The 24,768-nt window shown below is 50.9% G+C and carries 27 protein-coding genes; 10 read left to right on the forward strand and 17 right to left on the reverse strand.

The window, feature by feature from the left end; all coding sequences use genetic code 11:
* Positions 1 to 89 precede the first annotated feature (89 nt).
* Positions 90 to 437, reverse strand: a complete 348-nt coding sequence (locus ACFQ1Z_RS07720) for a hypothetical protein (protein ID WP_379056788.1) — start codon at positions 435 to 437, stop codon at positions 90 to 92.
* A gap of 121 nt (positions 438 to 558) precedes the next feature.
* Here ACFQ1Z_RS07720 and ACFQ1Z_RS07725 point away from each other — a divergent pair, with 121 nt between their 5' ends.
* Entirely contained in the window at positions 559 to 1,977 is a 1,419-nt protein-coding gene (locus ACFQ1Z_RS07725; protein ID WP_379056789.1) for an aminotransferase-like domain-containing protein, read from the forward strand.
* Positions 1,978 to 2,070: 93 nt separating this feature from the next.
* Positions 2,071 to 3,483, forward strand: coding sequence for a cytochrome c oxidase accessory protein CcoG (gene ccoG, locus ACFQ1Z_RS07730; RefSeq protein WP_379057198.1), 1,413 nt, complete (start codon positions 2,071 to 2,073; stop codon positions 3,481 to 3,483).
* Between the two features lie 68 nt (positions 3,484 to 3,551).
* Here ccoG and ACFQ1Z_RS07735 read toward each other — a convergent pair whose 3' ends face one another.
* A complete protein-coding gene (locus ACFQ1Z_RS07735; protein WP_379056791.1) occupies positions 3,552 to 4,943 on the reverse strand; it encodes an exonuclease domain-containing protein in 1,392 nt (463 codons plus the stop codon).
* 259 nt (positions 4,944 to 5,202) lie between these two features.
* Between ACFQ1Z_RS07735 and ACFQ1Z_RS07740 the strand changes: the two genes are divergently transcribed.
* Positions 5,203 to 5,640: a MarR family winged helix-turn-helix transcriptional regulator gene (locus ACFQ1Z_RS07740; RefSeq protein ID WP_379056793.1), complete on the forward strand. Its 438-nt coding sequence runs from the start codon at positions 5,203 to 5,205 to the stop codon at positions 5,638 to 5,640.
* A 198-nt stretch (positions 5,641 to 5,838) separates the two neighbouring features.
* Here the strand turns inward: ACFQ1Z_RS07740 and ACFQ1Z_RS07745 are convergent, their stop codons facing one another.
* The 5 genes from ACFQ1Z_RS07745 to ACFQ1Z_RS07765 form a co-directional block, all read right to left on the reverse strand.
* Positions 5,839 to 6,078, reverse strand: a complete 240-nt coding sequence (locus ACFQ1Z_RS07745; RefSeq protein WP_379056795.1) for a hypothetical protein — start codon at positions 6,076 to 6,078, stop codon at positions 5,839 to 5,841.
* Positions 6,079 to 6,087: 9 nt separating this feature from the next.
* Positions 6,088 to 6,396 carry a hypothetical protein gene (locus ACFQ1Z_RS07750; RefSeq protein WP_379056796.1) on the reverse strand — a complete coding sequence of 103 codons (309 nt, stop codon included), beginning with the start codon at positions 6,394 to 6,396 and terminating at the stop codon, positions 6,088 to 6,090.
* A 10-nt stretch (positions 6,397 to 6,406) separates the two neighbouring features.
* Positions 6,407 to 6,619, reverse strand: coding sequence for a hypothetical protein (locus ACFQ1Z_RS07755; RefSeq protein ID WP_379056797.1), 213 nt, complete (start codon positions 6,617 to 6,619; stop codon positions 6,407 to 6,409).
* A gap of 172 nt (positions 6,620 to 6,791) precedes the next feature.
* A complete protein-coding gene (locus ACFQ1Z_RS07760; protein WP_379056799.1) occupies positions 6,792 to 9,044 on the reverse strand; it encodes a putative bifunctional diguanylate cyclase/phosphodiesterase in 2,253 nt (750 codons plus the stop codon).
* Between the two features lie 327 nt (positions 9,045 to 9,371).
* The gene (locus ACFQ1Z_RS07765) at positions 9,372 to 10,538 is read right to left on the reverse strand and encodes a diguanylate cyclase domain-containing protein (protein ID WP_379056800.1); all 1,167 of its coding nucleotides are present in this window, start codon (positions 10,536 to 10,538) and stop codon (positions 9,372 to 9,374) included.
* A gap of 300 nt (positions 10,539 to 10,838) precedes the next feature.
* On the opposite strand from ACFQ1Z_RS07765, the gene ACFQ1Z_RS07770 reads away from it, so the two are divergent.
* On the forward strand, positions 10,839 to 11,837 hold the full coding sequence (locus tag ACFQ1Z_RS07770) for an LLM class flavin-dependent oxidoreductase (protein WP_379056801.1): 999 nt from the start codon (positions 10,839 to 10,841) through the stop codon (positions 11,835 to 11,837).
* Positions 11,838 to 11,998: 161 nt separating this feature from the next.
* Here ACFQ1Z_RS07770 and ACFQ1Z_RS07775 read toward each other — a convergent pair whose 3' ends face one another.
* Positions 11,999 to 12,511 carry an OmpA family protein gene (locus tag ACFQ1Z_RS07775; RefSeq protein ID WP_379056802.1) on the reverse strand — a complete coding sequence of 171 codons (513 nt, stop codon included), beginning with the start codon at positions 12,509 to 12,511 and terminating at the stop codon, positions 11,999 to 12,001.
* A 231-nt stretch (positions 12,512 to 12,742) separates the two neighbouring features.
* On the reverse strand, positions 12,743 to 13,666 hold the full coding sequence (locus ACFQ1Z_RS07780; protein WP_379056804.1) for a LysR family transcriptional regulator: 924 nt from the start codon (positions 13,664 to 13,666) through the stop codon (positions 12,743 to 12,745).
* A 126-nt stretch (positions 13,667 to 13,792) separates the two neighbouring features.
* Here ACFQ1Z_RS07780 and ACFQ1Z_RS07785 point away from each other — a divergent pair, with 126 nt between their 5' ends.
* Positions 13,793 to 14,146 (forward strand): hypothetical protein, encoded by a 354-nt coding sequence (locus ACFQ1Z_RS07785; RefSeq protein ID WP_379056805.1) that lies wholly within the window; start codon positions 13,793 to 13,795, stop codon positions 14,144 to 14,146.
* A gap of 154 nt (positions 14,147 to 14,300) precedes the next feature.
* Here the strand turns inward: ACFQ1Z_RS07785 and ACFQ1Z_RS07790 are convergent, their stop codons facing one another.
* From ACFQ1Z_RS07790 to ACFQ1Z_RS07805, 4 genes are all read right to left on the reverse strand, one after another.
* Positions 14,301 to 14,627 carry a PilZ domain-containing protein gene (locus ACFQ1Z_RS07790; protein WP_379056806.1) on the reverse strand — a complete coding sequence of 109 codons (327 nt, stop codon included), beginning with the start codon at positions 14,625 to 14,627 and terminating at the stop codon, positions 14,301 to 14,303.
* Positions 14,628 to 14,860: 233 nt separating this feature from the next.
* Entirely contained in the window at positions 14,861 to 15,145 is a 285-nt protein-coding gene (locus tag ACFQ1Z_RS07795) for a hypothetical protein (protein ID WP_379056808.1), read from the reverse strand.
* Positions 15,146 to 15,296: 151 nt separating this feature from the next.
* Positions 15,297 to 15,524, reverse strand: a complete 228-nt coding sequence (locus ACFQ1Z_RS07800; protein ID WP_379056809.1) for a hypothetical protein — start codon at positions 15,522 to 15,524, stop codon at positions 15,297 to 15,299.
* Between the two features lie 36 nt (positions 15,525 to 15,560).
* Positions 15,561 to 15,800, reverse strand: coding sequence for a hypothetical protein (locus tag ACFQ1Z_RS07805; protein ID WP_379056810.1), 240 nt, complete (start codon positions 15,798 to 15,800; stop codon positions 15,561 to 15,563).
* 237 nt (positions 15,801 to 16,037) lie between these two features.
* On the opposite strand from ACFQ1Z_RS07805, the gene ACFQ1Z_RS07810 reads away from it, so the two are divergent.
* Complete coding sequence (locus ACFQ1Z_RS07810; RefSeq protein WP_379056811.1) at positions 16,038 to 16,166, forward strand: hypothetical protein; 129 nt, start codon at positions 16,038 to 16,040, stop codon at positions 16,164 to 16,166.
* A 344-nt stretch (positions 16,167 to 16,510) separates the two neighbouring features.
* Positions 16,511 to 17,260 carry a hypothetical protein gene (locus ACFQ1Z_RS07815; RefSeq protein WP_379056812.1) on the forward strand — a complete coding sequence of 250 codons (750 nt, stop codon included), beginning with the start codon at positions 16,511 to 16,513 and terminating at the stop codon, positions 17,258 to 17,260.
* A 155-nt stretch (positions 17,261 to 17,415) separates the two neighbouring features.
* On the opposite strand, the gene ACFQ1Z_RS07820 is transcribed toward ACFQ1Z_RS07815, so the two are convergent.
* Positions 17,416 to 18,576: a mechanosensitive ion channel protein MscS gene (locus ACFQ1Z_RS07820; protein ID WP_379056813.1), complete on the reverse strand. Its 1,161-nt coding sequence runs from the start codon at positions 18,574 to 18,576 to the stop codon at positions 17,416 to 17,418.
* Between the two features lie 291 nt (positions 18,577 to 18,867).
* Between ACFQ1Z_RS07820 and ACFQ1Z_RS07825 the strand changes: the two genes are divergently transcribed.
* Complete coding sequence (locus tag ACFQ1Z_RS07825; protein ID WP_379056814.1) at positions 18,868 to 19,539, forward strand: DUF2490 domain-containing protein; 672 nt, start codon at positions 18,868 to 18,870, stop codon at positions 19,537 to 19,539.
* A gap of 189 nt (positions 19,540 to 19,728) precedes the next feature.
* On the opposite strand, the gene ACFQ1Z_RS07830 is transcribed toward ACFQ1Z_RS07825, so the two are convergent.
* Positions 19,729 to 20,040: a hypothetical protein gene (locus ACFQ1Z_RS07830; RefSeq protein WP_379056816.1), complete on the reverse strand. Its 312-nt coding sequence runs from the start codon at positions 20,038 to 20,040 to the stop codon at positions 19,729 to 19,731.
* A gap of 225 nt (positions 20,041 to 20,265) precedes the next feature.
* Positions 20,266 to 20,778, reverse strand: a complete 513-nt coding sequence (locus tag ACFQ1Z_RS07835) for an OmpA family protein (protein ID WP_379056817.1) — start codon at positions 20,776 to 20,778, stop codon at positions 20,266 to 20,268.
* 323 nt (positions 20,779 to 21,101) lie between these two features.
* Between ACFQ1Z_RS07835 and ACFQ1Z_RS07840 the strand changes: the two genes are divergently transcribed.
* Positions 21,102 to 21,755 carry a pyridoxamine 5'-phosphate oxidase family protein gene (locus ACFQ1Z_RS07840; RefSeq protein ID WP_379056818.1) on the forward strand — a complete coding sequence of 218 codons (654 nt, stop codon included), beginning with the start codon at positions 21,102 to 21,104 and terminating at the stop codon, positions 21,753 to 21,755.
* 144 nt (positions 21,756 to 21,899) lie between these two features.
* Here the strand turns inward: ACFQ1Z_RS07840 and ACFQ1Z_RS07845 are convergent, their stop codons facing one another.
* Positions 21,900 to 22,283 carry a DUF6232 family protein gene (locus ACFQ1Z_RS07845; protein ID WP_379056819.1) on the reverse strand — a complete coding sequence of 128 codons (384 nt, stop codon included), beginning with the start codon at positions 22,281 to 22,283 and terminating at the stop codon, positions 21,900 to 21,902.
* A gap of 609 nt (positions 22,284 to 22,892) precedes the next feature.
* Here ACFQ1Z_RS07845 and ACFQ1Z_RS07850 point away from each other — a divergent pair.
* Positions 22,893 to 24,659 (forward strand): ABC transporter ATP-binding protein, encoded by a 1,767-nt coding sequence (locus ACFQ1Z_RS07850; protein ID WP_379056821.1) that lies wholly within the window; start codon positions 22,893 to 22,895, stop codon positions 24,657 to 24,659.
* The last annotated feature ends 109 nt before the right edge of the window (positions 24,660 to 24,768 follow it).

Here is a 24,768-nt window from a genome sequence, read left to right on the forward strand (position 1 = left end):
AAGAACCCGCAATTATACGCAATTAATCCAGGAATGCAAATACATTTGCGTATATTCGACAGCACTTGCGTATAGTGCCTGGCCAGCTGTCAGGGAGCCAGCGATTTAGCTGCCGCTGCGGCCCGCCAGGGCTTGATTATACCGTGTGTGTAAAAAGCATACACACTTAATATCGCCTGCAAAAAACTATCCGCCAGTAAAGAAAAAACACCGGCGGGCGCCTGGTAATCATTGATACGATAAAGCGGCGGCATTTCAATATTATTCAAGGAGCTCAATGGCTGGAAATGCGCAGCGGCGATCTGCTGACCCGCCTGCATGACTTTGACATTGAACATATCGGTGATGGATAACTGCATGGATTGCCCGTCACTGAGCCAAAGCAGGTAATGCCTTTTATTCAGGCGTTCTATATGACTGATGGTCAACTGGGACATGATAAACAAGCGATTCTGCAAAAAAACACTATGCTAAATAGAATGGCGCTTGCCAAACAGCCTCAGTTTGGATTTAATTTACCATATCAGTTGCCTGGCAACGACGACGCAAGGCCCAGCCGTGAAAAAATACGAAATCATTGCCGAAGAGATCGCCAGCACCATACAACAAGGCCTGCTTAAACGCGGCGACAAACTGCCTTCCATACGCCAGATCCAGGCCCTCAAGCAGGTCAACGCTTCTACTGTTTTTCAGGCTTATTATTTGCTCGAGGCGCGCGGGCTGCTGGTCACCCGGCCGCGCTCGGGTTATTACGTGGCCGGCCCATTGCGCAACGACAGGCTATTGGCCCCCGCCAGCCCTGCCGCTACCGGCTTACCGACCACCTTGCAGGTCAGCGACCTGGTGTTCACCCTGCTGGACCGTATCAAAGACCCGCAGCATGTGCCGTTCGGCTCGGCGTTTCCCAGCCCTTTGCATTTTCCGCTGGCTAAACTGGCCGACCATATGGTGGCCTCAGTTCGCCGTATGCAGGCATCTGATACGGTCAGTGATATCGGCCAGGGCGATTTTGAACTGCGGCGCCAGATCGCCTTGCGCTACCAGCTAGATGGCACGCAAACGGATGCGGCAGATATCGTAGTCACCAACGGCGCACTGGAAGCGCTCAACCTGAGCCTGGCAGCGGTGACCCAGCCTGGCGATAGCGTGATCATTGAATCACCGAGCTTTTATGCCGCCTTGCAGGCGATAGAAAGAATGGGGCTGCGCGCGATAGAGGTGGCCAGCCACCCTGAGCATGGCATAGACCTGCTGGCGCTGGAACAGGCCATTATTCAACACCAGCCCAAAGCCTGCTGGCTGATGACCAACTTTCAAAACCCCACCGGCAGCCTGATGCGCGAAGATAAAAAGCAGGCGCTGGTCGCTCTGGTCACACGTTATCGATTGCCGCTGATAGAGGATGACGTCTATCGCGAATTATATTTCGGCAAGCAGCGCCCGCAGCCGGCCAAGGCCTGGGATACCGAGGGCTGGGTCATGCATTGCAGCTCGTTTTCCAAATCGCTGGCGCCGGGTTACCGTGTGGGCTGGGTCTCGGCCGGCCGCTTCACCGACCAGATCACGCGGCTGAAGATCTCAACCACCCTGGCCACGTCTATCCCCGCCCAGCACGCGCTGGCGAGCTACCTGGCCAAAGGCGGCTATGATAAATACCTGCGCCAGCTCAGGCACCAGCTGATGTTGCAACAACTGCAATACGCGCAGGCCCTGCACCAGCACTTTCCTGAACAGGTGCGTTTTAACCAGCCGCAAGGCGGCTATTTCTTCTGGATGCAGCTGCCGCCAGCCTGTGACAGCCTGCGGATTTTCCAGCAGTCTATCGCGCACAATATCAGCCTCGCCCCTGGGCATATGTTCTCGTCACAACAGCAATATGCCAACTTTATCCGCTTTAACTATGGGCACCCGCTCACTGCGCACAGCCTGCAGGCGATCCAGACCCTGGGCCAGCTGATCGCCAACGCTTCTGTGTAAAACTGATATGGTTTTTTAATTAAAAACTGAATCTGTTTTAACTGACAGTAACAGCCTATAGTGCGCTGGTCTCCTGTCGTTTCGAGTGTCATCATGCAAGCCTCGCGTAGCAAAACCGTGATTCCTATCGTGGCCGCCCCGGTCACTGAAAAAACCATCTCGCTGTACCAGAAAACGCCCAAAGTCTATCCGCGCAGCGTCAGCGGCTATTTTAAAAACTGGCGCTGGCTGATGATCTGGCTCACGCAGATCGTGTTTTATGGTTTGCCCTGGCTGCAATATGGCGAACGCCAGGCGTTTTTGCTCGATATCAACGCGCAGCGCTTTTACCTGTTTGGCATGGTGATCTTTCCGCAGGACCTGTTTTACCTGGCGCTGCTGCTGATCGTGTGCGCGCTGGGCTTGTTTTTGTTCACCGCAGTGGCTGGCCGTTTGTGGTGTGGTTTCTCCTGCCCGCAATCGGTCTATACAGAAATATTCTTATGGATGGAACGCCGCATTGAAGGCGACCGCATGGTCAGGCAAAAGCTGGATGCGCAGCCATGGGGTGTGCGCAAAGCCGGTATCAAACTGGGCAAGCACAGTGTCTGGATGGGCTTTGCCATACTGACCGGGCTTTCTTTTGTCGGCTATTTCACCCCCATACGCGAACTGTCGCCGGCCTTGCTGCAATTCCAGCTCAGTGGCTGGGAGTGGTTCTGGTTCGGCTTTTACAGTATCGCCACTTATGGCAATGCCGGCTTTTTACGCGAGCAGGTGTGCAAGCATATGTGCCCGTATGCACGTTTCCAGAGTGCCATGTTTGATGATCATACCCTGATAGTGGCTTATGACAGCGCGCGCGGTGAACCGCGTGGCGGCCGCAGCAAAGGTCAGGACTACCAGGCGCAGGGCCTGGGCTCTTGCATAGACTGTAACATTTGCGTGCAGGTGTGTCCGGTGGGCATAGATATACGCCAGGGCCTGCAATATGAATGCATCAGCTGCGGGCTGTGTATAGATGCCTGTGATGAGGTGATGGACAAGATGCAATATCCGCGTGGTCTTATCCGTTTTTCAGCTGGTGGCAACACCGGTGAACATGGCCTGCTCAGCCATATGCTGCGCCCCAGGGTATTGATCTATAGCGCGCTGTTCGCGCTGATATTCGGCTGGATGGCCTATAGCATGCTGCATAAACCGGCCTTCAAGGTCGACATCATGCGCGACCGCAATATCATGTACCGCGAGACTGACAAAGGAGTGGAGAACCTTTACCAGCTGCACCTGCTGAATGCCACCGAAAAACCGCAGCACTATCGCATACGCGCCAGCGGCATGGCAGATATCAGCATAGAAAGTGAACAGTCACTCACGGTAGGCGCGACTGAAGAAGCCTTGCTGCCACTGAGCCTGGCCGTGCCGCATACGGACAAGACCGGTAGCCAGCGCATCAGCATAGAGGTGACCGCCGAGCCTGACGGCGAGACGGTGACGACGGACACTACCTTTTATTTGCCAAAGTAAAGCATAGGCCTGGATAACCCGGGCCGCGATCTGACTACCCCTTGACCTGTTTACTGGGCTGGCGTGCTTTAAGGCGCCAGATTCAGTACACGGGTCTTTTTTTGCGGCAACACTTTAAGCAGTAATTTGTAGGTCTCCAGCTCGAATGTAAGCGTGCTGGTTTGCGCGCGCAAGGCTTGCAGGTCGTCGTCATTGTCGGCAACACCCACATACGCCCAGTGTTCGAATACATGGATTTGGCGCAGGTCATTTTCCAGGTTGTATTCCTCTATGCCTATCTTGCCAGGGTAAGGCCAGGGGCTGAGTTTATGCGCGACCAGCGCCTGTTGCAGGCGCAAACTGTGTATCGTGGCGGGCTCCTGGCCACAACACGCGCCTTTACAGCGTTTGAGCTGAAAGGCGACACAGGGGCCGCCAGCGCCGCCTTCCAGGCCGAGCAGCCTCAGGCATAGCTGGTTTCTGTCGGCGATCTTGCGCAGGGCTTCAGTCGCCTGCTGTTTAGTTTTAAAAGTGCCGAACAGCCGCCCCATCTGGCTGGGGTCTATATCGCCGGCGGCCACCAGGCTGACTTGCGGTTGTGCCAGCGGATCCAGCCGCCAGCTGAACAATTGGCGTTCACGCGTCAGCTGGCGGTTATACAAGGGTTTGTGTTGCCTGAGCAAGCGTGTTTCCAGCAGCAAGGCACTGAGTTCCCCTGCGGTGGGTATCCATTCAAAGCGCCTGATCTCCTGCGCCAGACGCAGCTCTCTGGCCGTGGCCTTAGTGCCACTGAAATGCGCAAGCACACGGGCGCGCACATTCGTCCCTTTGCCTATAAACAGCGGTACATCATGCTCGCCATAAAACAGGTAGACGCCTGGCGTTTCCGGCAACTCGCCGATCAGGCCAGCATCGATATGGGCGGGCAATACCGGCGCCGCCATCAGCTTTTGCGCGGCGGATTGTACGGCAGCCTCACCCAGCTCCTGCCTGGCGTCCTCCAGCATGCGCAACACCGCTTCCACATCGCCCATGGCGCGGTGTCTGGCGATGCCTACTATGTTGTGGCGCGCCACAATGGCGTCTATGCCATGGCTGAAATGTTGCGGGTATAACAGGCGCGAAAGTTTAACCGTGCACAACACTTTTTGCTGTAGATTGATGCCCAGGCGCTTGAATTCGGTTTTAAGAAAACCATGATCAAAGCGCACATTATGCGCTGCCAGCACCGTGCCATCGAGGAAAGCCAGCAACTGGCTGGCCACTTCGGAAAACAGCGGCGCATGCTCAACCATGGCATTGTTGATACCGGTCAACGACTGGATAAAGGGCGGAATATCCATTTGCGGATTGACCAGGGTCTGCCAGCGGGCAGTTTCTACACCGCCATCAAAACGCACCAGCGCGATCTCGGTGATGCGGTCTTTCAACGGGGTGGCACCAGTGGTTTCAAGATCAAGAAAAGTGATGGAAGGCAGCATAAATTTAAAGGCTAGATTCACTGCACATAGTGACATGTGCACCAGCCTATTCTAACGTAGTTGCAGCCATTTTTCTGAGCGGGTAAGCACTAAGTTTGTCAAGCGCAGTCAAGCACTTATCACACATTAACATCTATTTAATAGCGTAAAGACGCTTGTATGCATTTGCATACATATCTAAGTAAAACTACTATAGACAGCTGTTTGGATTGATGCTGTAATCACTCAATTCTATTGATGACAATTATAATTACATAACATGCCGAATCTATATCTGGAAAATCAACTCTGCTTTTCACTTTACTCCGCAACACACGCTCTGCTACGTTCTTACAAGCCGGATCTTGATAAACTCAATCTGACCTATCCCCAGTATCTGGTGCTGGTGGCTTTATGGCAGTTCAAGCAGCTTTCCATCAAGGAAATCGCCGAGAAATTGCTGCTGGAACCGGCAACCATCACACCGGTGGTCAAACGCCTGGAAGCAAAAAAACTGACCACCCGCACCCGCCAGAAAGATGACGAGCGCGTAGTGATCGTGACATTGACAGAAGAAGGCAAGAATCTGCGCAGTAAATTGTCAGAAGTACAAAAACGGGTGGCCTGTGACACCGGCCTTTCAGATGTGGCTTTCCAAACCCTGAACAGCACTTTGAGCGAGCTCACCAAGAACGTCAGCGCCAAGCTTGCTGACTAAAACTTAGCTTGCTGGTTAACTCAGGACTTGCTGGTTAACCTACGACTTCTTGGTTAACTCGGGGTTTGCTGGCCGGGAAGGCGTCGCAGATCAGCATACCCGCCAGCATTATTAAAAAGGCAATGACTATGACGTCATTGCCTTTTTTAATTGGCGCAAGCTGCTGGCTTAATGAGCGTTAGCGCGCTGGCGTCAGAATCAGGCGTTTTTCAACTGGCGCATAAAGGCTTCGAATGAGCCTTTAGTCGCTTGCAAGGCATGCAGCTTGCTCACTGATTCAGCCAGAGAGTCGCTCATCAATTCCAGCGCATCTTCATCCAGGCGTAAACTCATGGCGCCTATCTCCAGCTCTACCGTGCGATGGGTTTCACAGTAATGCACACGAAAACCGGCCTGGCCGGACAACAAAATCTTCTTACACATGGAATGCTCGCTCATGATGGTTCTTCATTCAATTGGGCTAGTGACTGCCTGGGTTAATGATTGCCTGGCTTTAGCTGGCTGCGCAGACTGTTCGTGCTCGTTGACCAGTAGCGTCCATTGCACACACATGCGGCGGGAAACACGGCAAATCAGGTCCGAATCTGCATACTCGGGCGCGGTTAGGGTTTCAGCCAGCCGCAGTGCCTGCTTGGCCAGCTCGTAGGTCGGCTTTTTGATATATAAAGTGGCTATGTAAAGCAAAGAGGCCATGACATACTCAGCATCAGGCAATGCCGGGTCATAGCGCATGGGGTTGAGTCTGGCTGACTGCATGATCACCCTTTCAAACGCTCATTTCTATCTCGGTCTGCATCACTATCCTGGCGGCGGCTTTGCGCAACATCTCATTCATCACAATAAAGCTGCCGGCCTCGAACTTGAGTGTGGTGCCACCGACTTCGACTTCAACCATATCCGAAGATTTATGATAAAGCACTTTACAAGCCGTTTTCCCTGCCAGCATGGTCTTGCCTACTACAGTTTGATGCCTCATCATGGATCTCCTATTCGTTAAACGACATGTAAATGATAATTATTATCATTTGGGAAGTCAACCATTATATTTACAATCTGCGCGAGAGTCTTAACCAGGGAGTCAGGGGAATCTAGTCTGCGTTTAAAGTCTTACCAGCGTTAAAACCAGGCCAGGGTTATAGCAGGCGAGTGTCTTATTGATGCTTGAGCAGGAAAGCGGTGGCCTGTTCGCTGGGCATGGGTTTGCTCAGCAGATAGCCCTGGATCTCATCGCAGCCATGTGACAGTAAAAAGGCTTTTTGCTCAGCGGTCTCTACGCCTTCGGCGATGGTTTTCAAGCCCAGGCTGCGTGCCAGATGGATGATGGCGATGACGATGGCTTTGTCTTCGTCATCGGTAGAAATATCGCGCACAAACGACTGGTCTATCTTCAGCCTGCCCACCTTGAATTTCTTCAGGTAACTCAGCGAAGAATAGCCGGTGCCAAAATCGTCTATGGACATGCGTATACCCAGCTTGTCCAGCGTATCCATCATATTCACGGCGCCCTCAGGGTTTTCCAGTGCTACGCCTTCAGTCAGCTCAAGCTCGAGAAACTGCGGTGCGACATCGTAGCGTTGTAATATCTGCTGTATCAGCGCCGGCAAACCGGGGTTGCGGAACTGGACACTGGACAGATTGACCGAGACACATATCGCGTCTATGCCGGCCTGCTGCCAGTGCCTGACCTGCTGTACCGCCTGCTCGAGTACCCAGCTGCCTATAGAAATGATCAGGCCACTGGACTCGGCCAGCGGGATGAATTCTGCCGGTGAAACCGCGCCCAGGGTCGGGTGCTGCCAGCGCAACAAGGCTTCTACACCCACCAGCTTATGCGTGGCCAGGTCCATCTGCGGCTGGTAATACACTGCCAGCTGCCCCAGTGCAATGGCTTGGCGCAAGGCATTCACCAGTTGCAGATGCCGCGCAGTCTGTATCTGCATCTGGTTACTGAAGAAACGATAGCCGTTGCGGCTCTCTTTCTTGGTGCGGTACATGGCGACATCGGCGTTGCGTTGCAGGCTTTCCATATCCAGGCCATCCTCAGGGTAGATGGCGATGCCGACCGAGGCTGTGATCGCCAGCTGGTACTGATCTATCACCAGCGGCTGCTCTATGGCCTTGAGCAATCGCTCAACGATCTCCTGGGCGACATCATGCCCGGCACCCGCCAGCAAAAAAACGAACTCATCACCGCCCAGCCGGCAGATAGTGTCTTCGGGGCGCACCAGGCTTTGAAAGCGTTTGGTCAGTTCCACCAGCAGGCTGTCGCCATACCTGTGCCCCAGGCTGTCATTCACATCTTTAAAGTGGTCCAGGTCTAGAAACATCAGTGCGAACTGGCCATCGTGTGCCCAGGCACGTTCTATCTCCACCGTGACACGTTCAGTGAGCAGATTGCGGTTAGGCAGTCCGGTCAGTGCATCGTAGTTCGCCAGATACTGTATGCGTTGCTCCGCCTCTTTGCGCACAGTGATATCGCGCAAAAAAGCGCTGTAATAGCGTTCGCCACTGCGCTCTATCTCGATGATGGTCAATTCCACCGGAAACTCAGAGCCATCGCCCCGCATGGCGGCGATCTCGATGGAGCGGCCCAGCAACCTGGATTCGCCTGAGCGCTGCAGCCGCTGCAGCCCCCTGTTGTGTGCGTCGCGATAGGCAGGCGGCACGATCACCTCGCCCAGACTCCTGCCGACCACATCCACCCGCTTGTGGCCGAAGATACGTTCGGCGGCCAGGTTCCATTCGATGATAAAACCGGCGGCATCCATATTGATAATGGCGTCCAGCGCGTTCTCCATCACCAGCTGCGCTCGCTGTTCACTGGCAAGCAGGCTTTCCTGATAGCGGGTGCGTTCCTGCTGCACGGCAAAACGGTCCAGCGCAAAATCGATATTGGCCACCATATCTATCAATAAGCGCTGGGTGTCGGGGTCGAATGCCTGTTCTTCCGAGGTATACAGTGACAGGCAGGCCACCACTTTGGCTTCGCAATGCAAAGGCAGGAAAGCCGCTGCTTTCCAGGAAAACTCAGAGGCTGAGGCATGCCATAGCGCGGCGATAGGGTTAGTCTGGAAATCTTGCACCCAGTAAGGCTGATCGTGGGCGATCGCCAGCCCGCACGGGCCCCTGCCATTAGGGGTATGCGGATCGGCAGAAATTGTGATCTTGCTCAGGTATTCAAGCCCGCTGCCAAACGCGGCGGCTACCTTGACCTGTTTTGATTCTGGCGACACTACCCCTACCCAGGCCAGTTTGGCGTGACCAAAATCGACGATGATACGGCAGATCTTTTCAAACAGCGCCTGCTTATCATGGCTTTGCACTATCGCCTGGTTGCACTGGCTGAGCGCCAGATACAACTGCGTCAATTGCTGATGATGCTTGACAGTCTGCGACGTACTCATGACATCACTCCACTATATGCATACCATCACACGCTCATCGTCTGAGCGGGGGATACCGTTGTAATCGGCATGTATCCAGGTCAGCGCCTGCTGGCTGTCTACACGCCACTTTGCCATCATATTGAAACACTTACAAACATGGGTGTAAATATGATGAGCATCCCCGCTAGTGTATGAGACAGCCTGCAATACAAAGCGTCGGAAAAAGTGGATAAATCTCTGGTTATCGTGTGATGGCAGTCATGGAGAAACTGCAGACACCAGCACGCAGTGCGAATTGCGCCAGCACTCAGTGCGAATTTCGTCAGCACGCAGTGCAGATTTGGATCAGCTGGGTTCCAGCTCAGCGGCTGCGGCCCAGTAGATCTGTCCGCTGTCTTGCAACTTGGCCTGGTACATGGCCTTATCCGCGGTTGCAAGCAACTGCTCTATGCTGTCACCCTCGTTGCAGATGGCCAGCCCGATAGATGCGCCCAGCCGGCACTCACAAGCCTGTATCATAAATGCCGGCTCAAACACCATCAGGCATTTATTGGCGACCATTTCTACCGAAGCATATGGCTGTCCCTGCAGATCGGACAGCACGATCACGAACTCGTCGCCACCCACCCTGGCCAGGGTATCGCTACCGCGTATCACTTTGCCTAGCCGGCGTGAAACTTCTATCAGCGCCAGATCTCCGGCCTCGTGGCCCAGCTGGTCGTTGATGGCCTTGAAACCATCAAGGTCCAGGTAGAGGATAGCGGTACTGGTCTGCTTGACTTTGGCGATCTCCATGGCCTGGCGCATACGCACAGCCAGCAGTTTGCGGTTAGGCAGGCCGGTCAGGTTATCGTGATGCGCGACATGGTTGAGCTCCAGGTTCTGCGCAGAGATCTTCTGGTAAGCCTCTTTCAAAGACCCTATCAGGTCTTCATTCTCAAAGCTGATGCGCTGGGCCTGCCGTAAAGACTGATTGAATCTGAAAGTGACGCCTATCATCAATAAATAGAAGATCACGCTGAACACCGCCATCACCGCATTAGGCACACTGTTGCCGGTGGCATAGATCACCACGGTAGGCAGCATGGCCGGCAGGCTAAAGGCAAAAAAAGCCGGAATGCAGGAAGCCATGGTCACCACGCCCCCCATCACCATGGCCTGGATGGCGGTGATGACGATGATGACTGTCATCGGTGGTGCATCGGTGATTAAAAAACCCAGCGCGCCCCACACTAGCCCGGATAAGGCGATGGTCAGGCAATACTGGTAAGCCAGCCTGGAAGTGAAACCCTGTTTGGCCAACTTGCTTTTGCAGCGGTGCGTCAGCCACCAGCGCAAGGCGGTCACCGCATAGACCAGCGCAGCCCAGGTAAAGAACAGATGGCGATCTGCGGAATCCAGTTGCGAGATGCTGATCAGCAGACCGCCCAGGGCACTGCCTATCAATGGAATATGAGCGCTAGCCATCAGCCGATGAAACAACGCTTCGTCTATACGCCCTTCTAAACTCATTGAACCTGTTCACCCTGAAATGATTACCTAAGTAATCTAATAGCATCAATATATCGGGGCCATGCTAATACAAGCATGCAAAAATAACCAGTTTCTCAACAGGGGTTTTCAATTCATTACAATCGCGCAGCAGCAACCGGCAAGCCGGAATAATATTAGTCAGGTTTTATCAGTGAGCGGACTGCAATAATGTAGTCTAGTTGAACCAATCGCTAGCAGGCAATCAAAGCTATCACCCATAGAATCACAACTATCTAATCACAGCTATCCAACCACAACTATCCAAGCGCAAGCAGAAAAATGACACCCAGATTATCCGTACTTGATCTTTCCCCCATCGCAGAAGGCAGTGTAGCGGCACAGTCTTTCAAAAACACACTGGCGCTGGCGCAGCATGCCGAGCAGTGGGGCTATCACCGCTATTGGCTGGCAGAACACCATGGCATGCCGGGGATAGCCAGTGCAGCCACTTCTATATTGATAGGCCATGTCGCTGCCGGCACCAGCAGCATACGCGTAGGCGCTGGCGGTATCATGTTGCCCAACCATTCGCCGCTGGTGATCGCCGAGCAATTCGGCACTCTGGAATCTTTATTCCCCAAGCGTATAGACCTGGGCGTAGGCCGTGCGCCAGGCTCAGACCAGGTCACCGCGCGCGCATTGCGGCGTAACCTGGATACAGATGCGGATGCCTTCCCGCAGGATGTGGTGGAATTGCTGGATTATTTCTCCAGCGAAAGCAGGCGCGCAGTCAAGGCAGTGCCAGGCAGCGGCCTGCATGTGCCGGTATGGATACTGGGTTCCAGCCTGTTTGGTGCACAGCTGGCGGCTGCCCTGGGTTTGCCTTTTGCATTCGCCTCGCATTTTGCACCTGCATATATGCTGCAGGCGCTAGAGATTTACCGCGACACGTTCAAGCCGTCGCAATACCTGGATAAACCCTATGTCATGCTCGGCTTTAATGTATTTGCCGCCGACACCGAGCAAGAAGCGGTGTTTCTGGCTTCATCCATGCAACAGGCATTTATCAACTTGCGCAGCGGCCGCCCAGGCCAGTTACCGCCACCGGTGTTTGATCTGTGGAATCAATTAGGTGGCGCGGAGCGGGCGATATTGAATCAGGTGCTGTCATGTTCAGCCATAGGTGATGGCGACAAGGTGCTGGCAGAGATGCAGGCATTTATCGCCAAAACCGGCGCTGACGAGTTAATGATCACTTCGCAGATATTCGAGCAGCAGGCACGGCTAAGGTCGTATGAGATCACCGCCCATGTTTACAACGCAGCCTTGCCAGCCTGAGGCTGGCAGGCGATCTGATCGCGACCGCCACGCCGGTTAAAAGCAAAAGCCCCCGGACATAACATCCGGGGGCTTTTTCATTCCTGCCATCTGGGCCAGCGTGTTTCAGAACTATCAACATCTGGCCGCATGAATGCTGCGCGCATGCTGATTTGAGCGCTTTATTTCACGCCATAGCTGATATCCACGCGCCTGTCCCTTTTGCGGCATGCCTCATCCGGGCAATCCTGGCTGGCCTGTGCATTGCCAAAGCTGACCGTTGCCAGCTGGGCCTTTTTCACGCCATGGTCGCTAAACGCATTCTTCACCGCCTCGGCACGCCGCTTGCCCAGATCAAAGTTGTACTTGGCGCTGCCTTTTTCATCGGAATGCCCCTGCAACAGGATCTTGGCCTGCGGATGCGACAACAGGTATTTGGCATGCACGGCGATCAGGTTCTGATATTCCTGCCTGAAAGTGTCTTTGTCATATTCAAAATAGATCTGCCGGTTTGAAAGATAGGCGGCATACACATTCTCGGCATGCCCGCCCGGCTCACTACTGTTATTAGGCTGCGCCTTGGTTGCCGCCGGTTTAGCGCTGGCAGCCTCTGCTTTGGCCGAGCTGGTGGGTGCACTTTTACAAGCACTTAACAACACTGCCAGGGCAACGATTTTCAAGAGATTATTTTTCATGTTGTGTCCTCATTTTTGTTAGAAGTTAGTCGCTCCATGCTGAAAGCAGTCAGCATGCAGCTCAACAGACTGTTAAGCTTGGTCTGCTCAAGTTAAGCAGGAGTTCAGTGCATGTTTACGGCAAGACATTTATACGCCTGCGAAGAGTCAGAAATCAGTCAGTGCCTGGTCGAATTCTACTGTTTCCCATATGACTACAATTTTCGGGCTGGTGACAAGCAGTAACGCCCTTCAATGCACCTCAGGCTGATACGCTTGATCCCAGTAAGGCTGCGCGCCGAACCGCTCGGACAAATAGTCTATAAACACTCGCGTTTTCAAAGGCAGGTTGCGCTTGGGCAGATACAAGGCATAAACATGCTGCTCGATAGGCAGGTACTCGGACAATACCGACTTCAGCCGTTTGGCCTGCAAGTCTTTACCAATAATAAAGGTAGGCAACAGCGCCAGGCCAAAACCACCGAGCACCACTTGCGACAAGGCTTCATCGTCATTGATGCGCAACCTGCCAGACACGTTGACGGTGACCACTCCTGCAGGGCCATTAAAGCGCCACAACCCTTTATCGCCCGAGTGTATGTAATCCAGGCAATTATGATGCACCAGGTCTTGCGGGACCTCAGGCACGCCATACTTTTCAAAATATTCTTGCGTGGCACACAGGTTACGTCGTATCGGCGCCAGGCGTTTAGCCACCAGGCTGAGCGGCAGATCCCTGGTCACCGATATCACGACGTCATAGCCCTCTTCAGTCAGGTCTACCAGGCGGTCGGTAATGGTCATGTCTATTTCCAGTTGCGGATATCTGTGCATAAACTCAGCCACGGCGGGCGCAATATGCAAGGTGCCAAAAGCAACCGAGGCAGCCACTTTAAGCATGCCACGCGGTTGCGCGTTCAGGCTTTCTATCATCTGATGCGCCTCTTCGGCCTCGGCATTGATACGCGTGCAATAGTCGTAAAAGCTTGCGCCGATCTCAGTCAGGCTCAAATGCCGCGTGCTGCGGTTGAGCAAACTGGCGCCCAGGGCCAGCTCCAGCTTAGCCACCGCTTTACTCACTGAAGACTTGGTCAGGCCCATCTTCCTCGCTGCGGCAGAGAAACTTTGCTCGTTGACCACCTGGGCAAAAATAATCATCAGATTCAAATCATACATCGCTAGATTGTATCCCAAATGGAAACAGTCATATGCGAGTTGAAGGACTAATTTTATATATAGAAATGGTTAACATACGACTTAGCTGAACTTCGCCCAACAACCATAAAACAAGGAAGGTGAACCATGTACAAAGCCTTTGCCAACACCAGTTTGTTTACGCTGACTTATGTTATCTGTCTGATTCCGACCTACTATGCAGCTTATGCAGGCATAGCAGAAAACGCGAGCTTGGACGCACCTGCCATACTCTACCTGTTGTCCATGCTGGGCATCTGGGCGATCTGTCTGATCAGGGGCGATATCATAGGCAAACTCTGGCTGGTGCTTATTCCTACCGTCGCCTTCATATTCAACCTGACGCCGGCGCTGACATCTATCCCTATCGTGCCGTATGCCTATCATTTGCTGGCTATATTGCTGGGCGCGGCCTTGCCCTCAGTAGCGCTCACCGCTGCCGATGGTTATGAGATGAGGTAGTCATAAAAGAACAACTGTTCAGTACGCAGGGATTTGCAACCGGGCTAGTGCAAGCCTGGTAGAGGTGATGCGAAAAGCCAGATGCGATGCGGAATTTCAGGTGTGATGCGAAAAGCGGAGTGTAGTCTTAGATCGATCTGGCACTAAAAGCAGATCACCTGGCCATCACAGACTGGATCAACGTTTTGTTTTCCGGCGGCAGGTTCAGGAATTCCAACTTGGTCCTGAAGCCCTGCAAGCCACATAGCGATGAGAACACTACCCGGCAATCAAAGCGGAAATGCCTGAGAGTCGCGCCAACAAATACCGGCACATTCACTTTGCACAGTTGCCCGGATTGATATTGTTTATCCGCAAACAGACTCATACCGGAGTGAGAGATATCGTGGGTGTACACAATATATTCAGCGCCCGAACTATCGACCAGATGAGATTTCTTATGCCAAGAACGACGGTTGCTATCTATGGAAGTGCTTTGCATACTGCTGGAATACATTGCTGACGACTACTGACCCTGACTGCGTACCTCGCATTATAAGCTGTAAGACCTGTCATCAGCATGGTTTAAGGTCCGTTTAGCAAAACTTTAAAAATGCTTATTGCTGCAATGGCGAGCTACTCACTGAAAAATTGCGCGCGGTTCCAATAGAAGCGGATTAGAAATTTGAAATCAGACATGGATTAAAAAAGGATCGCGCTAGCGATCCTTTTTTATTAGCGGGTAGCCGCGCCTGGTGCCGGCTCTGAGTCAGTCGGTTGTAGCGGGTTTTCCTCAGCCGAGCCTGCTTTCTGGTGATTATGCTTTGCTTTCTTGTTGGTATGACTACGTTTCTTGGCAGGCTTGCCTGCAGTGGTGTCACTGCTATTTTTAGTTTGATCCTGCGCCTGTGGCGTTTCATTGGTACCAAGCTCTGCACCGTCAGTCTGTTTGTCAGTATCTGCAGCAAAAGTGGTCATGGCAAATGCGGAAAAAAGTAATGCGATCAATAGTTTGCTCATTTTGGTGTCCCTAAAAAAATTGAAGGTTTGTAACTGGATAGCTTTTCTGGACTGCCAGTGGATTAGATGATTTATTCACTATTAAGGTTATCCGTACCCCTCCCATTTAAGTGTAGGACGGGGCCGACTGATTCTGGCAGATAATCAAGCTTTAATCAGGTTTGACAGTCGGTTGCGCAAAATTCTGCGGCTCCCTGTCATTGATAGGCATGGGGTTGGCCTGCTCTGCTGTGGTGATAGACTCTACCGCCTCACTCAACGGCTGGGCTGCCGGAGGAATATCAGTATCATTCCAGCTGATCAGCAGCACACCGGCCACCAGCATACCCAGCAAATAAAAAATGACAGTCGCGATACGCTTGAGTCGGGTATTGGTCATCTGTGCACTCCCACGCACCAGCAGGCTGGCAGGCGTTTAAATACCGGCATCCGGATTACTAATGTCGTTGGCATACGTCTTGTTCCTGTCATCGATATTCTGTTTATTCAGTGCTTTATCTTCCACACTGGGTTTGGTACGGCTACGTTCATATCCGCGCGAATCATCAGCAGGGTCAGTGTTAGCCGGATCGATAGAATCAGGGTTCAAGGGGTCCATCCGACTTTCATCGATATGATGCACGCTGTGCACATTGGTGTCTTTGTTCAAGGCCATATTCTTCTCCATTACAGGATGAGTAATAGCAATAATGGCCCGATCTCAATTCTTGCTGTATCCCTGTAAAACTGAAATCCGTGTAGGAAGAATCGTACTCAGGCACGCCCGGTAAGCCCCTTCCTACGCCTAAATAAGATTGCAGCGGATAGATTTAAAAGTAGCAGCGTTGTTAAATAGCCTATCGGCTAAGAAATTGTTACAGCCGTAAAATTTCAATCACCTGAGGGACTTAAAATGAAAAAATTCTTATTTTTGTTAGTGTTGTCAGCTGTTGCCCGCAAAGTGATCGCTGCCGTTCAAAATAATCAAACAGCGCCTGCTGAAGCGAAAGCAAATGAAGGCCTGACGCCATCAGCGCATTAATTGAACAGCAGATGCTGCTGGCAACTGTTCACTTGTAGAAATACTGGATCGCTTTTGACCTCTGCCAAATTGCAAAAAGTCCAAGGTTATTCAGAAACGAAAAGACCCAAGCCTTAGCCTGGGTCTTTTTTTAATGGCTGCTATTATGCGGGTTGAGTTTAATAATAAAGGAGACTAGGCAGATGCTCTCCCACGTCTGGGCTTAGCCATCATCTCTGTTGATAGCTTGCTAACGATCAATCTATGCTCGCTAACTCTTTTGAGCTATGCTGTATAAAAATTTTATATATATATATTTTGATGTAAAACTAAGGCACTTAAATTAACTGACGAAAGGTGACAAAATGAAGACTATATTGCTTCTCATCTACCTGGCACTTTACCCTTGCTTTGGAATTGCAGCAACAGCTCACGCCTCTTTAAGTAATTTTAGGTTTGAAATCCTCTCAGGTGAGGCTCCAACGTTCGATCCAGATAGCTTTTATTCACAAGTGATCTCCGGTGTACATACTCAGTCCCGCGAAGAACATCAGGAAAAACTACCTTCACCATACACTTATGATATCTCGGCGGTAACAATAGGCGGTCATGGCCAGGCAGTGACTCATATCAGTTATGGCCCTGATTCAACTCCGACCTTCAGCTCGAATGCAACTGCGACACGCAGTACTGCAGAGAGCTATGGTGAAACATTCTTCTCTCTGAACTATCGCGCAAATGCTGTCATCAAGATTTCTGCTGATGCGTATGTCAGTGGTACCGCAAGCAATAAAGACATCGTCACCACCATTGCTGCTATCCGCGGTGCGAATATCGGTCCCAATGGAGGAATAGCTAATCACTTCGAACCAAATATCGGATATGCCAGTTATCCGACAGCGTTTGATGAAGATTGGAGTTTTTCAAGAACGCTGTCGTTTACTTTCAGCTACCCAACCGACACCATCCTGTATTTTTCCTCAAGAACATATGCCTCAGTCGAGATTAATCCATACATTCCTTCGCAGGTGCCGGAACCACAGAGCTACGTCTTAGCATCATTAGGATTAATGCTCATTGCTGGTAAAAAATCCAGGGCTCTCAAAGCAAGTTGACACCAGCTTTTGTAAGGGGCGTGAGTAAGGCCTGATGTCCAACTGTAGTCGTTGCACGATAGGCAACCAGAACAAAAAAGACTCAAGGCGATAACCTTAAGTCTCACTTGTAGCATTATCCAGTGCTCAGCCGGATATCAGCCAGACTTACTGCATCAATGCCCCTGACCATTCTTGAGGATATCAGTATTGAAACCAAGCACCTTACCCGCCCACAGAAACACCACCCACACCAGCACACCAAAGGGCAGATAGCCGGCAAAGCCCAGCAGCGGCATTTCCGCATGCAAATGGATCACATTCACATATGGGATATCGTAGAGCCAGTAGTTGGGGTTGGTGACCGGCAATACCGGATGCGCGCTGCCGTAGTTCCAGATCTCCCAGAAAAATCCGTTGAACAATGCGCTGAGTGCCATCAGCAGCACCGGGCTCCAGTTGCCCTTGGCAAGATCGGTAAATGGGGTCCAGATACCACGCAGCATCAATATGCCGGAGATACCTATCAATGGCGCGATCCACATTGCCCAGAACAAAGGATAAGGCCAGAATGGCACGGCGGCAAACAACACAAAACTCAGATATAGCATAGGTTTTGCCGGTAAGGCCAGCGCCGGGCCCTGGGCATAGCGCCCTGCAATCTTAGGGAAAGCATTGAGCAAGGTATACCACTCAAAAATGGCAGGCCAAACGGTGGAGTAGGCAAAAATAAATATCCAGACTATGGTGGTATGGCTTAAACCAGGAATATCGGTATTGGGGTAATACCAGTTGCCTAAAGCGAAATAATCGAAATATTCAAAGAAATACCAGCCAAATATGGAGACGGCGGCACTGATCAGAAAGGTCTTAGGCCGGCTGGCAAACAGTGAGTAACCGCCAGAATAGCGGAATGCCAGGCCATCAAGCACAAAGATGAATCCGCACCACATCGGCGTAAAAGCGTAATACACCAGATCACCGAACGGTGTGGTGCGCGTCCACATCAACCACCAGAAGAACAGGGTAGCCACCAGGCCCGCCCAAAACCACCACGGCAAGGCGCGCAGCGCAGGCTGTGGTGAGGGGGCAGCTGGCTTAAAGCCAAACCATTGCGGGAATATCAGAAAAACAGCAAATGCTGCTTCTAGCAGGGCAACCCCTATAAAAACCAGCAGATTGAACCCAGGCGGATCTTCAACAAACTGTGGTGGAAAAACGCCGAAACCGGGCGGCAGATGCGTAGTTGGATACGCGAACCAGGACGCGGCTAACGGAATCAGTAGCATCGCGACCACGGTCATTACCAACACAGAACGTGTTGCAGTTGCAAACATAAACTCTCCCCTTTTTTTGAAATACAAACGATGAGTTGCTCAGTCATGAGCTGTTATTAAGTATCGAGTCACCCCTTTGCGGGAATCCTCGTCTAACCTACAAAACAAAAAAGATCCACTGTCAGCAAAGATAACTGGCCAAGGTCAGTCACCTCCAAGTGCTCACCTGTTTCATTTTTCATATGTGGTCACAGACAAAATTCAGATTGAATTCATCTGGCAAAACTAAACTGGACCTCATCAGATTAACTTAGAACAAGGTTGAGCAAGATGACAAACAGAGCTACAAATTTGTACCTTTTCTTATGCATTTTATTATTTGGCATCAGTTGCCAGGCATGGGCGGGGCCGCAGGAAGATGGCGGTTACTGGCATAGCTTGCGTTTACAAGGCAGGTTTCCTGTGCAGAATCTGTACTGGAACATGGATATTAATCCGCGCTATCGTAATCAAGGTGCGCATATTGATTACCTGTATTATCGCCCGGCCATCTTTTATAAACCTGATGCCAAAACCAGTCTGTGGTTAGGGCACGACACCATTATTGGCCATCCGGCAGGTAAATCCGCTTATCACGAAAATCGTTGGTGGGAGCAATTTCAGTATCAGTTTGACGCAATCGCTACCACCACCCTGAGCAACCGTACTCGTTTTGAACAGCGCGAGCGGGCAGGCTTTCACGATGTGGGGTATAGGTTGCGCGAAATGATCAAGTCCTCTACCCCATTCACCCATCATCCCACACTGTTTTTCGTCGTGTCTGACGAGCTGTTTATCAACTTCGATCAAACTGACTGGGGTGCCAGACGCGGCTTTGACCAGAATCGATTCTTTGTAGGCATAGACTGGAAACTGACTGAGCGCTGTGCTGTGGAAACAGGTTATTTGAATCAGTTTGTTCATAAAGCCACTTACAACCAGGAAAATCACGTCATCAATACCACACTGAGTTTCAAGTTTTAAACTGTGAGATGTATGTGAACACTGGCTGGCGTTGGCCTTTTATAGATCACAAAAAAACAATAGACCCAAGGCGTTAACCTTGAGTCTCTATTTATCATGGCCCCTGTGTGAGTTATACACAGCAGCCAAGGTCTATGCGGTCAGTGCGGTGAATTCAGACTTATCCAAACCACGCTACACCCGCTTGCCCTAATTACTGATAGGGTTGCGATCATTGAGGTCTGGTGGCGGTGCATAGTTCACATCAGTCGCTTTAGGCGGACTTATATCAGGTAAAGTTGTCTCAGCCGGAGCTACCCCTAATGTGTCGTTGGTTGGAGTCTTAGGGCTCTCGACGGATAAAGGCTTGTCGATCACCCTGTCACCTGATGGCTTAAGCGGTTTCTGGACAGGTGCGATTTGCGTTTTTTTCACATCCGATTTGCGTTTATCGGCAGCATGTGCCGAAAAAGTGCTGACAGAGAATATGCAAATCAATAAAGCTGAAAGAAGTTTGCTCATGATATTTCCTTAGTATTAGGCACTGGGCTAATAATTGTTTGGTTGTATCAATGTAAGCTTTATCTGGCCAAAATTAAATCAGCTCAAATCTGATTCCTCAGTAAGAGGAGACTGACGCGCGGGAACATGACGAATGCAAACCAGGCATTGAAGAGAAAAACGGCTCACATTTCTGCGAGCCGCTTTTTTGGGTGCTGGTATTCAATACCAGGCTAGAGTACAGCTTTATTTAACACCGTAATTGATATCTACACGCCTGTCGATCTTATGGCAATGCTCATCGGGGCAATCGCGGCTGGCGAATTCATTGCCATAGCTGATAGTCTCGAGTTGCGCATTTTTAACCCCTTGCGCATTAAACGCATTTTTAACAGCTACGGCCCGGCGTAAACCAAGGTCCTTGTTGTAATCGCCCTTGCCTCTTTCATCCGAATGACCTTGCAAAGAGATTTTGCTTTGCGGGTGATTCAATAAATATTTGGCATGCACGGCGATCAGGTTTTTATATTTTGGATTAAGGGTATCACTGTCATAGTCAAAATAGATCTGGCGGTTTGAGAGATAAGCGCCATAAATCTTGTAAGCCCTGCCCGCATCATCTGTATCAGAGACGGCGTGTTCTGCGGCAACCTCTTGCTTGGAGGTCGGGTTGGCTGTGTGTGATAAATCGGTTGGTGTGCTTTTACAAGCGGATAGCACTAATGCAAGTGCAATGATCTTCCAAGTATTTGCCTTCATAACGTCTCCTTGTTGTTCTTAAATATCGAATCATCTGTATATTCGACAGACTGTAATGTTAATAACCAGCGTAGGGCTCACTAGGATAGAGACTTTCTTGCTACCAACAGGGTCAGACTAACAATTGCCACTGTAAACGTTTATCGGAAGAATTCTATAAACCGTGTAGGAATTCTCTTGCGACTGCGCTGCGGGAAAGTTGACGGTTGATTCTGATATTGACAACAAGACAGGTCTGTCTATAATGCAACGACGACATATCCGTTGCTGCATTTCACAGTTGCAAAATCCATTCATCCTGAAAAAATCGTAGGAGGTAACAAATGGCTTCACTATATTCACCAGTTCACCGGGAGTTACAAGAGGAGTTTGAAACCACCAAGCTCGCCGAGCTACTGGATAATGGCTGGATCCATGAAAAGATAAGTGCTGAAGAAGCCGCATTCATCTCCTCAAGAGATATGTTCTTCTTATCTACTGTCGATCCAGAAGGCTGCCCTACCGTGTCATACAAGGGAGGTCCGGTGGGCATGGTAAAAGTGCTGGACGAATCAACGCTGGTGTTTCCGGGCTATGACGGCAACGGTATGTTTTATTCAGTCGGCAATATTGTAGCCAAATCCAAAATCGGCATGCTGTTTATAGATTTTGAAACGCCGCATCGCATCAGGGTGCAAGGCAATGCTCGCCTGGTGCGGGAGCACGCGCTCATGGCTGATTATCCAGAAGCCCAGCATTTGATTTTTGTTGAGGTCACTAAAATCTGGATCAACTGTCCACGCTATATCCACAAATACAAAAAGCTGGAGGCTTCTAAATATGTCCCGGAAGTCTGCGAGATCACGCCTATCCCGACCTGGAAACGCCTGGATATCGTGCAGGACGCCATCAAGCCCGAGGAAAAGGTGCTGGCCGAACAACAAGGCATCGTTAATCTGCAGGAATATGAAGAAAAGGTTAAACGTGGCGAGGGTTGATCAAGCGCCCCTATAGCGTTACAGCGGGGGAAACCCTCTCTGCGTCTGAAAGAAAAATGGCTTACATTTCTGCAAGCCGTTTTTTTACAGGCATACGCTGTCGCTCAAAGACTATGTGTAACCTTTACCCATATTTGCCTCTCACTAGTTTGTGAATCTAGAAGGGGCAGCGGTCATGGCTTTGTTGAGCGCTAAAATAATCTGCTCGATAAATCTATCATCCTCACTCACCAGAGTTTCATGCTTGCCCTGAACAATATTCAGCGTGAGTGCGTATCTCTTTTTTGAGGTATTCCAGGCAATACCGCCCAGCAAAATGGCAAAGCTGCCAAGAATAACCAGCAGCGCTCCATCCATCAACATCAACAACCCTATCAACATAACCAGGCCTGCGAACGCTCTTTTAGGCTCGAATTCTTTATAACTCAAAGAGGTAACGGTAGCGATAGGCAAGGTTTGACCATTAATGATCACTTCATTTTTGCTTACTCGAATGCCGTTCTGATTAAAATATATTTTATCGCTCATCAAAACACCTTTCTAAACTGAAGGCGTGAGATAAACGTAAAGCAGTCTATGATGCGCCAGTGAGAGTTTTCTATTGGTGCAGGATAATTAGTATTGATGCAAAACTGCATCAGTTGTTAGCCGATTCATGTGTAGGAGAAATTGGGCGCTTAGAATACCGTCATATCAAGCAACTTTAGGTTTGCATGGCAATGGCCCCCAGGTGAGTGGCTCTTTAACTCAAGTGTTCTAACTGGATTCTTTAGCGATCTTCTGCGCTTCATCAATCAAGGTGATCTGCGCGCCACTCTGAGCGGCAGCATTCGTGATCTCTAAAAGATGTTTGGCCGGAATGCCATTGACGTTCAAGGTAAAGCCAAGACCAGCATGCGCAGCCCTGAGTAATTCTTCGTTGCTCTATCATCAAAGCTCATAATGCATGCCCTCCTGTAAATATCGCTTACTTACATGACTTGATTGCCAAAAACCAGGATGATTCCCTAAAGCCATGCAAAACAGGTGCGGCGAGAGGAACCTGCGATTTCAGTTGTTATCAGAAATAAGTCTCTTCACTATAAGCGCCGTTGTATTTACACTGCGTAAACAAGCCAGTTCGGCTGATCGGTAAACGTGAAAAATATTCAGCTTCCGCAAACTGCGGTCCCATTTCTGTATTTGTATATCAAGCACCGCCCCTGGCTGTTTGGCTCAGTGTTCGTCATCATCATGGGCGCTGCCAGTTCGGCGGTGGGTGTGCAATATGCGATGAAGCTGCTGGTCGATGCGATGGATAGCGCGGCCCGGGCAAACGCGCAGGTGTGGGCGCCGTTAATGCTCTTTCTGCTATTGATCACACTCGAAAACCTGTTATGGCGTTTGGGCGGCTGGCAAGGTTCACGGGCCATCGTCGCCAGCGGGGTGGATATCAGACTGGACTTGTTCGAACATCTGACCGGCCACTCCATGCGTTATTTCAATCAGCATTTTTCTGGTGCACTGGGCAATCGCATCACCACTACCGCCTCAGCCACCGGTGAAATATTTGCCACCTTGTTCTGGCGCATCCTGCCGCCCATCACAGACTTTCTCGGTGCCATCATCGTGTTGACCACCATCCGTTGGCAAATGAGTGTGGGGCTGATGTTTTCTGTGTTTTTTGTCGCCGGCCTGCTCATCCTGTTCGGCATCCGCGGCCGCAGATTACATAACAATTACGCCAGACGCTCTTCTGATGCCAGCGGAAAAATGATCGATGTAGTGAGTAATGTGTGGACAGTGAAAGCTTTTTCCGCCCGCCATAGGGAAAAAAACCGGCTGGCACGGGAGCTGAACCGCGAAGCCAAAGCGCACCGGCGAAGCTGGATGTATGTAGAGCTGGCGCGCGTGATCCATGATATGTGCCTGGTGATCACCGGCGCAGGCATGCTCATCTGGTCTATCCTGCTCTGGCGCGCCAGCAGCATCAGCACCGGCGATGTCGTCATCGTCAGCACGCTTACCTTCAGGATATTGCATGGTTCACGCGACCTGGCACTTGCCCTGGTCGGCACCGCCCAGCAATTCGGCATCATCAATGAAACGCTAAAAGTGATCGCCCAGCCGCATTCCGTCAAAGACCCTGACCAATACGCCCAGCTCAACGTCGAAAGCGGCGGCATCCAGTTTAACAATGTGTCTTATAGCTATCCGGATGGTCTTAAAGTGTTTGACAACCTCAGCTTTGAGATCAAGCCTGGAGAGCGAGTCGGGCTGGTAGGCGCTTCCGGCGCTGGCAAATCAACCCTTATCAGCCTGATACAACGTCTGGATGATATTCAACAAGGCCAGATATTGATAGACCAGCAGCCGATAGATCTGGTCTCTCAAGACAGCTTACGTTCAAAAATAGCCGTAGTGCCACAAGACATCGCCCTGTTTCACCGCTCTGTATACGAAAACATCCGCTACGGCCACCCGGACGCATCCAAAGAACAAGTGTATACCGCAGCACGCAGCGCCTATTGCGATGAATTCATCCGCGGCCTGCCCAAAGGCTACAGCACGATAGTGGGTGAAAAAGGCATACGCTTATCAGGCGGCCAAAGACAGCGTCTGGGCATAGCAAGAGCCTTTGTCAAAGATGCCCCCATTTTGATACTCGATGAAGCCACTTCAGCGCTGGACTCCAAGTCTGAAAAAGAAATCCAGTCAGCACTGGCCTCGCTGATGCAAGGACGAACCGTGGTCGCCATTGCGCATAGACTTTCAACCCTGGCCGCATTCGACAGAATCATCGTTTTAAAAAACGGCAAGATCATTGAAGATGGTCCGCCAGACGTGTTGCGGGCAAATGGCGGCCATTTTGCTGAGATCTGGAATTTACAGGCCAACAGCCTGAATAAGCTAGAAACGCTATGAATCCTAGTGATGAACGGCATTGATTTAAAACGCTGCAGTTAATAGCGATAGATCATCCTGACTCTGCGAAACAAGCATTGACTTATGTTTCCCAGGAAACTAACATAAA

This window comes from Methylophilus luteus, assembly GCF_042676265.1.
GTDB lineage: Bacteria > Pseudomonadota > Gammaproteobacteria > Burkholderiales > Methylophilaceae > Methylophilus > Methylophilus luteus.